This is a genomic window from Muricomes intestini (assembly GCF_004346165.1).
Classification (GTDB): Bacteria; Bacillota; Clostridia; order Lachnospirales; family Lachnospiraceae; genus Muricomes; species Muricomes intestini.
The window spans coordinates 16,475-28,620 of the sequence record NZ_SLZZ01000009.1 but is presented as its reverse complement, the minus strand read 5'-3'; the positions used below and the strand labels follow the sequence as shown (position 1 = coordinate 28,620).

The following is a 12,146-nucleotide window of genomic DNA, read 5'->3' as shown; positions in this document are numbered from 1 at the left end:
CATACATTGTAACGGAACTGTTACCATGTATGAAGAACAGGGAAAGGAGCAGAATTGGCTGAAAATACATTAAAAAGAAAAATTGAAATACTGGCGCCGGCCGGTTCTTATCCTAGTTTCAGGGCAGCTGTCCTGGCGGGGGCAGATGCGGTTTATGCAGGTGGTACACGCTTTGGCGCCAGAGCCTTTGCAGACAATTTCGCAGAAGAAGAGTTGCTTGCAGCCATTGATTACGCGCATCTCCACGGTCGTAAGCTTTATCTGACGGTAAATACTCTTTTGAAGGACGGCGAGACAGATATGCTTTATGATTACCTGGGGCCTTTCTATTTGCGAGGATTAGATGCAGTAATCGTACAGGATATCGGGGTAATGAAATTTGTGCGGGAACATTTTCCTGATATGGATGTCCATGCAAGCACACAAATGACAGTGACAAATACAGAGGGAGCTCTTTTTTTGCAGGAGCAGGGGGTAAAGAGAGTTGTCCCGGCAAGAGAATTGTCTCTGGATGAGGTGTGTCATATGGCGGAACATACAAATCTGGAGATAGAGTGCTTCGTCCATGGCGCTCTGTGCTACAGTTATTCGGGCCAGTGCTTGATGAGCAGTATGATTGGGGGCAGAAGCGGCAACCGTGGACAATGTGCACAGCCATGCAGGCTGCCCTATGTAGTGAATGGTAAAAAAGAGTATATTTTGAGCCTAAAAGATATATGTACTCTGGATTTGATTCCTGATTTGATAGAGGCAGGCATTGATTCTTTTAAAATTGAAGGACGCATGAAGAAACCGGAATATGCGGCACTCGTCACTTCTATGTACCGAAAATATACAGACTTATATTTAGAAAATGGAAGAGAAGGATTTAAAGTATCTTACAGTGACAGGGAAATGCTGATGGATATTTATAACCGCGGCGGTTTCAGTCAGGGGTACTATAGGCAGCATAACGGCCGGGATATGCTTTCTCTGAAACGGCCGGGGCATTCAGGTGTTCCTGCCATGAGGGTGAGTTCACAAAAAGGACGGGAGATAACAGGTAAAACGCTCACAGACATTTACAAGGGTGATGTGCTGGATTTGTCCTGTGAAGAGAACAACGCAAGTGTAAAGGGAAATTATACCTTTGGAAAAGCAATCTCAAAGGGTGATACTGTACAAATTCTTGTGCCTAGGGGAGAACAATATCGAAAAGAGACAATTCTGCACCGTATCCGCAGGCCAGAACTTCTTGAGCAGGTGAACAGAACCTATGAAACAGGAACTGTACAGGAACCCATATGGGGGAGCTTTTGGACTGCCCCAGGTGAACCGGCCGTTCTGACCGCTGGGCTTGGGAATCTCTCAGTAACTGTCCGGACAAAAGAAAAGACAGAAGAAGCTAAAAAGCATCCCCTGGATCAGGTCCAGGTCAGAAAGCAGCTGATGAAGACAGGAAACACGGAGTTTATATTTGAAACACTGGATATTGCTATAGAGGAGAATGTTTTTTTGCCCATGCAGCGTCTTAACGAACTTAGGCGCCAGGTGTTGGAACAACTGACAGCCAAAATCTGTGGGATTTACCACAGAAGAAAAATCGGACAGCCAGACATATCAAAGCAAAATGCCTGTGAAACTCAGGTGACTGAACACAAAGTTTCTGACGGATTGGGAATGTATCTGTCTGTTCTGGCAGAAACAAAAGGACAGGTGCAGGCGGCTCTTGCCTGCCCCGAGGTGAAACGAATTTATCTGGAGTCCTGTTTATATAGTATCCCTTATGGAAACTCGGAATGTAAGGAAATATGCCGGGAAGCTTCGGAAAAGGGAATAGAAGTTTTCTTTGCTATGCCTCATATTTACCGCCAGGAGACAATCTCACTTTTTTCCGCCGGATATTCGGCTCTGATGGAGATGGAATTTGACGGGTTCCTAATACGTAATTACGAAAGTTTTCATTTTTTAATGCGTCAGGGATTTGACAAGAAGATCATATTGGACCATAATCTATATGTATTTAACCACTGGGCAAAGCAATTCTGGAACTCACAGGGTGTTTATTCATTTACCGCACCTGTGGAATTGAACAGAGGTGAACTGGGAATACTTGGGATATTCCGGGCAGAACTGATTGTCTACGGAAGGCTGCCGGTGATGGTGTCTGCACAGTGTGTTGAGAATGCGGCAGGGGAATGTAGCAAAAAGCCGGGAATCCTGATGCTAAAGGACAGATATCAAAAAGAATTTCCGGTTAGAAATTATTGCGGGTTCTGTTATAATGTAATATACAATACAGCACCTTTATTTCTTCTGGAGCAGAAGGAGGATATCCTGAATCTGGCTCCTGCAGGACTTAGAATTCAGTTTACTGTGGAGGATGAAAGGTCTGCTGAAGATATTTTGAAAATGTATGGGGACATTTACTGCAGCGGTCTGCCCGCTGATGTGCCCGTTGTTGAAGTTACCAGAGGACATTTTAAACGTGGAGTAAACTAAAAGCAGGTGAAACAATGGTTAATATAATAGTAGAGCTATCAAAATATGTCATCATTTTATTGATGTCGATCTATACGTTTTCATGCTTTTCCGTATTTGCAAAGGTGTATGAGGAAGATAAAAAAGGAATACTAATACGCCAGAACGTGCTGATGTTTCTAATGCAGTTTACCGCGTATGGGGTAATGTATCTGCAGACAAAAAAGCAGGAGCTCCTGTACTTTTATGGCGCTCAAGTTCTGCTCCTGATTGCGGTACTCGTATTATACCGGATTTTTTATCCAAAAGCATCCCGGCTGGTTGTTAATAATATGTGTATGCTGCTGAGTATCGGTTTTATTATGATTACAAGGCTTTCCTACGCAAAAGCGGTGAAGCAGTTTATATTTGCAGCGCTGGGGCTTGTGATCGGACTCATTGTCCCTGTACTGATACGAAAACTTCAATTTCTGAAAGACTGGGCTTATATTTACGCAGGGATAGGAATTCTGGCACTGGGAGCGGTTGCCGTTCTGGGGCAGCTCTCGGATGGTGCAAAGCTGGGATTTACTATAGGCGGATTCGGGATTCAGCCTTCGGAATTTGTGAAAATATTATTTGTATTTTATGTGGCGGCAAGTCTGAATCAGTCTACAGAATTTAAAAATGTCGTAGTGACTACGGCTGTTGCGGCTATGCATGTACTGATTCTGGTGCTTTCCACCGATCTGGGTGCCGCTCTTATTATGTTTGTGGTATACCTGGTGATGCTTTATGTGGCCACAAGTCAGCCCCTCTATGCTCTGGCGGGAATCGGTGCCGGCAGTGCCGCGGCTGTTTTGGCCTTTCACCTGTTTTATCATATCCAGGTTCGGGTTATGGCATGGAAGGATCCTTTTGCTTCTTACAGTGAGGGCGGATATCAGGTAGCACAGTCACTTTTTGCAATTGGAACGGGGAGCTGGTTCGGGATGGGACTGTACCAGGGACTTCCCGACAGCATTCCTGTTGCAGCGGAAGATTTCATATTTTCTGCAATTTCAGAAGAGATGGGGTTGATTTTTGCATTGTGCCTCATTCTGGTATGTGTCAGCTGCTATGTAATGTTTTTGAATATTGCTATGGCAATCCGCAACCGGTTCTATAAACTGATTGCTCTTGGTCTTGGAACCTGTTATATTTTCCAGGTGTTCCTGACAATCGGCGGTGTCACAAAGTTTATCCCCTCCACTGGAGTTACGCTTCCGCTGGTCAGCTATGGGGGGAGTTCCATGTTAAGCACCATGATTATGTTTGGAATTATACAGGGTCTGTATATTTTAAGAGAAGACGAGGAAGAAAATATTGAGAAGAGAAGAGAATTACGAAGAGGTAGACAACCAGAGACGGCGCCCCGGAAAAAACAGCGCCGGAGGGAGAAAGCAGCCTTCGAAGAAGTTCCGAAACAAAGAGTTCGCTAGAGTAACTTACTTTTTCGTTGTCTTGTTCCTTGCACTGATGAGTTATATCGTATATTTTAATATTGCACGTGCAAAAACTGTTGTAAGTAGTCCTTATAACAAACGTCAGGATGCTTTTGCTGACAGAATTATCCGGGGAAGTATTGCCGACAGAAACGGAAATGCCCTTGCCATGACAGATGTGGGGGATGACGGGACAGAGGTGCGTTCTTATCCTTACGGGGCAGCATTTGCACACGTGGTTGGCTTCAGTGACCCCGCTGTCGGAAAAAGCGGGCTGGAATCTGTGGAAAACTCTGAGCTGCTCACATCCAACGCTTTCTTTTTACAGAAGATGATGAATGAATTTAAAGATGAAAAAAACATGGGAGACACAGTCGTTACAACCCTGGATGCAGACCTGCAGCAGGCGGCATACGATGCACTTGGCAGCAACAAAGGGGCTGTAGTAGTGATGGAGCCAGGTACAGGCAAGATTTTGGCTATGGTTTCCGGGCCTTCCTATGATCCTAACAGTGTTGCAGTCAACTGGGATGCCTTAAATACAGACGAAGATAATAGTCCTCTTTTGAACAGGGCCTCCCAGGGGCAGTATGCGCCTGGCTCCACCTTTAAAGTAGTGACAGCCCTGGAATACATGCGGGAGCACAGTGATTATCAAAACTACAGTTACGACTGTGTGGGGGAGATTACTGCCGAGGGAACTACGATACACTGTTTTGACAATACCGTCCACGGTCTGGAGGACTTGAGGAGTTCCATGGCCAATTCCTGCAATTCTTCATTTGCAAATATCGGCCTCACTTTAAATAAAACATCCTACCGCAATACGGCTGAGGAACTTTTGTTTAATAAGGAGCTTCCCGCTGTGCTGGACACATCGAAAAGCTCTTTTAAAATCACGGAGAAATCCAGCAGTGCAGATATGATGATGACGGCCATGGGACAAGGAGAAACATTAGTCAGCCCGTACCATATGGCACTGATCACTTCGGCCATAGCCAATGGCGGTACACTTATGGAGCCCTACCTTGTTGAAAAGGTAACAAATTATACCGGCGCAGAAATCCGGAAGAATGTACCGAAGAGTTACAAAAAGCTTATGACATCTGCTGAGGCTGCACAGCTCAAGGACTATATGCGCGCCGTTGTAGACGAAGGGACTGCATCCCTGTTGAGTGGTCAGTCATACACTGCTGCCGGAAAAACCGGAACAGCAGAGTACAGTATGGTGGACGGTGAGAAGACCCACTCCTGGTTTATGGGGTTTACAAATGTGGATAACCCGGAGCTGGTCATCAGTGTGATTATCGAAGGTTATGACGGGGATGCGGGAGCAAAAGCTGTGCCCATTGCAAAACAGATATTGGATGCTTATTATTATAATTAAAACCAGGCGGTGAAAATTATGCAGATGGCATTTTACTGTGATTTATATTTCAGTGAGGAGCTGAAACACAAAAAAGAAAAAGTGATTCAAAAATTAAATACGAATTCTGCCCAGCCTTCCATTTATATAATTACTTTAGCACAGGGAATGCAAAATCACCTGGAATTTTATTCGTCCCTGTTGTTGAAACAGCATTTTTATGAAGATACTCCACTGTTTGTGGTAGGGATTGCCAGAGGCTACGACGGTGCACTTTACCTGACAGAGCATATTGTAAAAGAAATCTATGAAAAGGCACAGGATACAGATATACGAAGCTTTATCGTAAATCGTCAAAAAGAATATGAGGAAGGCAGAGTGTAAGAGCAAATGTTACATATAATCCTGTTGATTCTGAAAATTATAGGATGGATACTGCTGGCAATACTCGGTTTGGCTGTATTGCTTATTTGTGTTGCTCTTTTTGTCCCTTTTCGTTACCGGGTTAAGGCAGTCTGTGAAGGAGATCTGGATTCCCTGCATGCAAATGCCAGATTCTTATGGATTTTTCACCTGATCAGTGGAAATGTCTCCTACGAAAATAAGAAGCTTGACTGGGAACTCCGAATTGCGTGGAAAAGGATAGGACAGGTTCAAGATGAGGATGAAGAGAAAGCTCCTTTTGAAAACAAGGAAAAAGTAGAAGAAGAGCAGAGGACAGAAAAAGAGGAGGAAAGAGACGAAGAGAAAACTCTGGCAAGAGAAATACCCAAAACACTTCATAATGGAAAGAGCGATGACAAAATCGGGAAGCGGGAAGAAAAGAAATCCTCTTTTTACCAAAAGATAAAATATACAATCTGCAGAATCTATGATAAGATAAAGCAAACAATCCACAAAATCTGCAGTGCCATAAAGTCATTGTTGGAAAAGAAGGACAAGCTGGCAGAATTTATTGCAGATGAAGCCCACAGGTCGGCATTAGGGACGGTTCTTACAGAATTAAGGCGGCTCCTTGGCTTTCTAAAGCCCCGTAAATTAAAACTTTGGGCTCATTTTGGCTTTGAGGACCCTGCCAATACAGGCTATGTTCTGGCAGCTGCCAGTATGCTTTCCCCATTTCTTGGGAAACATACAAATATTCAGCCTGATTTTGAACAGGAGATACTTGAGGCAAATTTATTTGCTTCAGGAAAGATACGGGGTATATACTTTGTCATATCACTCTGGAGCCTGATATGGAATAAAAACGTCCGTATCACATTCAGACATATTAAAAATATAAAAACATGGTTTTCAAATTAGGAGGATTAAAAATGGCAGCGGAAAATAATTTTAAGGACACGGTTGAATCACTGTTTCGTGGCATGGACCAGGTTATTACGACAAAAACGGTCGTCGGCGACGCAATCCATATTAATGATATCATCATTCTTCCTCTTGTGGATGTAACCTTTGGAGTGGGGGCCGGATATTTTTCCGGTGATAAAAAAGGAAGGGGAACAGGAGGTCTGGGCGGCAAAATAACCCCCAGCGCGGTTCTGGTCATTAAAAATGGCACAACAAAACTGGTAAACATTAAAAATCAGGATACAATTACTAAGATTCTGGATATGGTGCCGGATGTGGTAGATAAATTTACTTCAAAGGATGAAAAGGTTACAGAGGAAGATGTTGCGGACATTTTAAATTCTGAAGAATCCGGAGAAGACGGAGCACATATTTAAAAAAGCTGCATAGAATAATAGTAAACCTCTGCCGGGAGTAAACGGATTATGAAAAAAGTAATAGGATTTGCACTGCTGTGGTTTGGAGTCGGCATGATTCTGATGTTGGTATTGCCGAATGCAATAGGTCTGATTCTGACAATCATTGCTCTGGCGGCGGGGTATAAGCTGTTCTGCGGGTAAAAGACAAAGAAAAAAGTACCCACATTGCAGTGAGTACCCCGTGTCTTCAAAATATTCTCTTAAGCACGTTCTACACGTCCTGATTTTAAGCAGGAAGTACAAACGTACATCTTTTTTGATCCGCCTTCTGTTTTAACTCTAACGGATTTCACATTTGATTTCCACATTTTTGGTGATCTTCTATGAGAGTGACTTACGTTATTACCGAAATGAGCACCCTTTTCACAAATAGCACATTTAGCCATCATTGCACCTCCTAACGATCTGAAATAGCCTATATAGGCTCACAACACTGTTATTTTATCAGAAAGGGTTTCCTATTGCAAGCATTTTCTGAAATTTTTCATTTTTCCGAATCTATATTGTAAAATCCAACCAGACAGAGTATAATACCTATGTTAATTATGTTTAAAAATCCATTTAGGAATTGGAGGTAATATATGATGAAGGGCAGTATGAGTACAGAGCTCGGGATTGTCACAATCAGTTCGGATGTAATTGCAAAATATGCAGGCTCTGTTGCAGTGGAATGTTTTGGTATTGTCGGGATGGCCGCAGTCAATATGAAAGATGGATTAGTAAGACTGCTGAAGAAAGAAAGCCTGACCCAGGGAATCCAGGTGGAACTTTCCGATGACAATGTTCTAAAGTTAAATTTTCATGTGATTGTTGCATACGGAGTAAATATTCTTTCAGTTTCTGACAATCTGATGAGCAGTGTAAAATACAAAGTAGAAGAATTTACCGGGATGACTGTAGATAAAATAAATATCTTTGTCGAAGGTGTCAGAGTGATTGATTAAGGAGGATACTTGTCGTGGCAACGAATACGATAAACGCAGAACTGTTCGCGAAAATGTTTTTAGCGGGAGCAGCTAATCTGGAAGCCAAAAAAGAATTTATTAATGAACTGAATGTATTTCCGGTTCCCGATGGAGATACAGGAACTAATATGACGCTGACTATTCTGTCTGCAGCAAAAGAGGTGACTGTACTTGAACAAACAAATATGCAGGCTCTGGCCAAGGCCATTTCTTCTGGCTCACTGCGCGGTGCCAGGGGTAACTCCGGCGTAATCCTGTCTCAGCTGCTGAGGGGGTTCACAAAAGAGATACGCGGATATAAAGAAATTGATGCAGAAATTTTTGCACAGGCATGTGAGCGTGCCCGCGCAACAGCGTATAAAGCAGTTATGAAGCCAAAAGAAGGAACAATTCTTACCGTTGCTAAGGGGGTTGCTCAAAAGGCGGCGGAGTTGGCGGAAACGACCGGTGATTTTGAAATATTTCTTCCGCAAATATTAGAACATGCAGAATATGTACTTTCCAGAACCCCCGAGATGCTCCCGGTGCTGAAGGAGGCCGGTGTGGTAGACTCCGGCGGACAGGGACTTCTGGAGGTGTTAAGGGGTGCATATGATGCATTCCAGGGCAAGGAGATTGACTACAGCGCCATCGAAACAAGCTCCGGCACCACCATGGTAAGACCGGGAGTTCAAGCGGAGGCAGACATTAAGTTCGGCTATTGTACTGAATTTATTATTATGACGGAAAAGAAATTTTCCGAAAAGGACGAGACAGAGTTTAAGGCCTATCTTGAATCTATCGGAGATTCCATCGTATGTGTGGCAGACGATGATATTATAAAGATTCATGTGCACACCAATGATCCAGGACTGGCAATTCAGAAAGCACTGACCTATGGACAGCTTACCAGGATGAAGATTGATAATATGCGTGAGGAACACCAGGAGAGATTGTTCAAGAATTCTGAAAAACTGGCGGCAGAACAGAAAAGGAACGCCTCCTCAAAAGCAAAAGAGCCTGAAAAGGAGATAGGCTTTATTGCAGTTTCCATAGGAGAGGGCCTGAACAATATCTTCCGGGAGCTGGGGGTGGATTATATCATTGAAGGCGGGCAGACCATGAATCCGAGTACGGAAGATATGCTGACGGCTATCAACGCAGTCAGCGCAAAACATATTTTTATACTTCCGAATAACAAAAACATTATACTGGCAGCAAATCAGGCGCGGTCCCTGACAAAAGAAAAGGATATCATTGTGATACCTACAAAGACCGTGACACAGGGGATTACCGCAGTAATTAATTATATGCCTGAAAGAGGCATTTCTGCAAATGAAACAAATATGTTAGAGGAAATTCAGAAAGTAAAGACCGGACAGGTCACATATGCAGTGCGGGATACCCGCATTGATGACAAGGAAATTCATGAGGGCGATATCATGGGAATCGGCGATGAAGGAATTCTCTCCGTAGGTCAGTCTGTGGAAACTGTAGCAAAAGAAATGCTTTCCTGTCAGGTAGACGCTGATACAGAGCTCATCAGCTTGTACTACGGGAAAGATGTATTGGCCGAAGATGCAGTGCGCTTTGCACAGGAGATAAGCAATCTCTACCCGGAGGCGGATGTAGATGCCCATTTTGGAGGTCAGCCCATTTACTATTATATATTATCGGTAGAGTAGAATATTAAGCCATGAATGAGAATTCTAAAATCAGCACATTAAAAGGAATCGGGGATAAAACCCAGGCACTCTTTGAAAAGGCAGGTGTGGGAACGTTAAGTGAACTGCTTCGCTATTATCCAAGAGGTTATGATATATATGATGACCCGGTTCCTTTGGGAGAAGTAGAAGAAGGCAGGACAGTAACTGTTACCGGTGCAATATCCGGCAGGGTGCAGCTCGACGGGAACCACAGCAGACAGGTTGCCAGGCTGTTTATAAGAGACATGACCGGAACCTTAAAGATAATTTGGTTTCGCATGCCATTTTTAAAAAACACCCTCCGCGGCGGTGTTATCACCCTTCGCGGAAGAGTGGTCAGAAGAAGGGATGGTCTGGTAATGGAGCATCCTGAGATTTTTTATCCCAGTTCAAAATATGAAAAAAAGCAGGGCACTCTTCAGCCGGTTTACCCTCTCACAGCGGGCCTTACTAATAATACAGTGAAAAAAGCTGTAATGCAGGCTATGGAATATATGAACTCTAAACAGGACCTGCTTCCTGAAGATATTCGGGAAAATTATGATTTGACAGACTTTTGTTCCGCAGTCAGAGGAGTGCATTTTCCTCAAAATAAGGAAGAATTCTATTGTGCAAGAGAAAGACTGGTTTTTGAAGAATTTTTAATTTTTATTTTATCGCTTAGAATAATAAAAACCAGAGAAGATAAAGCTATAAACAGCTTTACATTTTCAGAGTCTCAACCAATAGATGCCTTTTTAAATGCATTGCCTTATGAATTGACGAATGCTCAGAAAAAGGTTTGGAGCGAAATAAAAAAGGATATGTCTGGAATGCATGTCATGTCCCGGCTCGTTCAGGGGGATGTTGGCTCCGGCAAGACGATTGTGGCACTTCTGGGACTGATGCTTGCGGGATTAAATGGATATCAGGGTGCTATGATGGCCCCCACGGAAGTCTTGGCTAAGCAGCATTACGAAAATATTTTATCTATGCTCCGGCAATATAATATTTCTCTAAAACCGATACTCCTTACGGGCTCCATGACAGCCAAGGAAAAGAAAATAGTCTATGAAAAAATTATTTTGGGAGAAGCGGATATCATAGTCGGCACCCATGCATTGATACAGGACAAGGCGGAGTACCACAATTTAGCACTTGTGGTGACCGACGAGCAGCATCGTTTTGGTGTAAAGCAGAGAGAAGCACTTGCAGGTAAGGGAAGTATACCTCATATACTGGTCATGAGTGCAACTCCAATTCCCAGATCACTGGCCATGATCCTATATGGAGATCTGGATATTTCTGTTATTGATGAGCTTCCGAAGAACAGGCTTCCCATAAAAAACTGTGTGGTAGATACCGGATACCGCAGCACTGCATACCGTTTCATGCAAAGGCAGGTGGAGGAGGGACGGCAGTGTTACGTCATCTGTCCAATGGTGGAAGAAAGTGAATCTCTTGAAGTGGAAAATGTTACAGACTATACACAATTTCTGAAAGAAGCTATAGGAGACGGTATAAATATTGCCTGTCTGTATGGAAAAATGAAGCAGGCTGAGAAAGATGCTATCATGGAGGCTTTCGGCAGAAATGAAATTCAGATCTTAGTTTCCACGACTGTGATTGAAGTGGGGATTGATGTTCCCAATTCTACAGTTATGCTTATTGAAAACGCAGAGCGGTTCGGTCTTGCCCAGCTCCATCAGCTCCGCGGACGGGTAGGACGGGGAGAGCACCAGTCTTATTGTATTTTTATGAGTGCTTCAAAATCAAAAGAAACAAGAGAGCGATTGGAAATTTTAAATAAATCAAATGATGGCTTTTTTATTGCATCTGAGGATCTGCGGCTTCGCGGCCCCGGAGACTTATTTGGAATCCGTCAAAGTGGGATTATGGATTTCCGGCTGGGAGACATATTTCAGGATGCAAAAATTTTGCAGAAAGCAAATGAAGCGGCTGAAAAAATTTTGACAGAAGATCCAAAACTGATTCTTGAAAAGCACGAAAAGCTCAAATCATACTTGAATCATTACATGTCAAAAGTGATGCTGGAAACAACGCTCTGAGCCAAGAATTTCCAGTGTAAAAGATGAATTCCTCCATATACTATGGTTGTAACACACTACAGTGTTATAAAAATCTGAAGAAGTAACTAAAGTTACGAAAAGGAGGAAAATATCATGGCAAGTTCATCTAATCGAGCAGCCGTACCTGAGGCTAAAACAGCACTGAACAGATTCAAATATGAAGTAGCGAATGAGCTCGGAGTGCCGCTTACTGATGGGTACAATGGAGACTTAACTTCAAAGCAGAATGGTTCTGTCGGTGGTTATATGGTTAAGAAAATGATCGAACAGCAGGAAAGACAGATGTCCGGTAAATAACCAAATTTTCTAAGAAAAAGCGCTTGGGATTGACCTGAGCGCTTTTTTCTGCTAAAATTCAGCATTATAAGG

Annotated in this window: 12 protein-coding genes; 11 read left to right on the top strand and 1 reads right to left on the bottom strand. The window is 43.2% G+C overall.

The features are described 5' to 3' along the window. The first annotated feature begins 54 nt into the window (after positions 1-54). Genes EDD59_RS07785 through EDD59_RS18285 form a run of 7 tightly spaced genes read left to right on the top strand, consistent with a single transcriptional unit; the run spans position 55 to position 7,199 of the window. A complete protein-coding gene (locus EDD59_RS07785; protein ID WP_132380677.1) occupies positions 55-2,481 on the top strand; it encodes a peptidase U32 family protein in 2,427 nt (808 codons plus the stop codon). Between the two features lie 14 nt (positions 2,482-2,495). Beyond that, positions 2,496-3,920, top strand: coding sequence for an FtsW/RodA/SpoVE family cell cycle protein (locus tag EDD59_RS07780; RefSeq protein WP_132380675.1), 1,425 nt, complete (start codon positions 2,496-2,498; stop codon positions 3,918-3,920). Positions 3,921-3,957: 37 nt separating this feature from the next. Then, positions 3,958-5,310 carry a peptidoglycan D,D-transpeptidase FtsI family protein gene (locus tag EDD59_RS07775; protein ID WP_132380673.1) on the top strand — a complete coding sequence of 451 codons (1,353 nt, stop codon included), beginning with the start codon at positions 3,958-3,960 and terminating at the stop codon, positions 5,308-5,310. 18 nt (positions 5,311-5,328) lie between these two features. Next, positions 5,329-5,673: a hypothetical protein gene (locus EDD59_RS07770; RefSeq protein WP_132380671.1), complete on the top strand. Its 345-nt coding sequence runs from the start codon at positions 5,329-5,331 to the stop codon at positions 5,671-5,673. Positions 5,674-5,679: 6 nt separating this feature from the next. After that, on the top strand, positions 5,680-6,594 hold the full coding sequence (locus EDD59_RS07765; RefSeq protein WP_132380669.1) for a DUF2953 domain-containing protein: 915 nt from the start codon (positions 5,680-5,682) through the stop codon (positions 6,592-6,594). An 11-nt stretch (positions 6,595-6,605) separates the two neighbouring features. Next, positions 6,606-7,016: a GerW family sporulation protein gene (locus tag EDD59_RS07760; RefSeq protein ID WP_132380667.1), complete on the top strand. Its 411-nt coding sequence runs from the start codon at positions 6,606-6,608 to the stop codon at positions 7,014-7,016. A 48-nt stretch (positions 7,017-7,064) separates the two neighbouring features. Beyond that, positions 7,065-7,199, top strand: a complete 135-nt coding sequence (locus EDD59_RS18285) for a hypothetical protein (RefSeq protein WP_279233341.1) — start codon at positions 7,065-7,067, stop codon at positions 7,197-7,199. Between the two features lie 59 nt (positions 7,200-7,258). Here the strand turns inward: EDD59_RS18285 and rpmB are convergent, their stop codons facing one another. After that, positions 7,259-7,444, bottom strand: coding sequence for a 50S ribosomal protein L28 (rpmB, locus tag EDD59_RS07755; RefSeq protein ID WP_132380869.1), 186 nt, complete (start codon positions 7,442-7,444; stop codon positions 7,259-7,261). Positions 7,445-7,642: 198 nt separating this feature from the next. Between rpmB and EDD59_RS07750 the strand changes: the two genes are divergently transcribed. The 4 genes from EDD59_RS07750 (at position 7,643) to EDD59_RS07735 (ending at position 12,074) form a co-directional block, all read left to right on the top strand. Next, complete coding sequence (locus EDD59_RS07750) at positions 7,643-8,002, top strand: Asp23/Gls24 family envelope stress response protein (protein WP_165920894.1); 360 nt, start codon at positions 7,643-7,645, stop codon at positions 8,000-8,002. 14 nt (positions 8,003-8,016) lie between these two features. Further along, positions 8,017-9,687: a DAK2 domain-containing protein gene (locus EDD59_RS07745; protein WP_132380663.1), complete on the top strand. Its 1,671-nt coding sequence runs from the start codon at positions 8,017-8,019 to the stop codon at positions 9,685-9,687. Between the two features lie 11 nt (positions 9,688-9,698). Continuing rightward, positions 9,699-11,756 carry an ATP-dependent DNA helicase RecG gene (gene recG / locus EDD59_RS07740; RefSeq protein ID WP_132380661.1) on the top strand — a complete coding sequence of 686 codons (2,058 nt, stop codon included), beginning with the start codon at positions 9,699-9,701 and terminating at the stop codon, positions 11,754-11,756. A gap of 114 nt (positions 11,757-11,870) precedes the next feature. Next, positions 11,871-12,074 (top strand): alpha/beta-type small acid-soluble spore protein, encoded by a 204-nt coding sequence (locus EDD59_RS07735; RefSeq protein ID WP_132380659.1) that lies wholly within the window; start codon positions 11,871-11,873, stop codon positions 12,072-12,074. Positions 12,075-12,146 lie beyond the last annotated feature (72 nt).

Excerpts from the sequence above, each read along its gene's own strand:
- EDD59_RS07765 (WP_132380669.1), top strand. The coding sequence starts at position 5,680 with ATGTTACATATAATCCTGTTGATTCTGAAAATTATAGGATGGATACTG.
- EDD59_RS07775 (WP_132380673.1), top strand. The coding sequence starts at position 3,958 with ATGAGTTATATCGTATATTTTAATATTGCACGTGCAAAAACTGTTGTA.
- EDD59_RS07760 (WP_132380667.1), top strand. The coding sequence starts at position 6,606 with ATGGCAGCGGAAAATAATTTTAAGGACACGGTTGAATCACTGTTTCGT.
- EDD59_RS07750 (WP_165920894.1), top strand. The coding sequence starts at position 7,643 with ATGAAGGGCAGTATGAGTACAGAGCTCGGGATTGTCACAATCAGTTCG.
- EDD59_RS18285 (WP_279233341.1), top strand. The coding sequence starts at position 7,065 with ATGAAAAAAGTAATAGGATTTGCACTGCTGTGGTTTGGAGTCGGCATG.
- EDD59_RS07780 (WP_132380675.1), top strand. The coding sequence starts at position 2,496 with ATGGTTAATATAATAGTAGAGCTATCAAAATATGTCATCATTTTATTG.
- EDD59_RS07770 (WP_132380671.1), top strand. The coding sequence starts at position 5,329 with ATGCAGATGGCATTTTACTGTGATTTATATTTCAGTGAGGAGCTGAAA.
- recG (WP_132380661.1), top strand. The coding sequence starts at position 9,699 with ATGAATGAGAATTCTAAAATCAGCACATTAAAAGGAATCGGGGATAAA.
- EDD59_RS07735 (WP_132380659.1), top strand. The coding sequence starts at position 11,871 with ATGGCAAGTTCATCTAATCGAGCAGCCGTACCTGAGGCTAAAACAGCA.
- rpmB (WP_132380869.1), bottom strand. The coding sequence starts at position 7,444 with ATGGCTAAATGTGCTATTTGTGAAAAGGGTGCTCATTTCGGTAATAAC.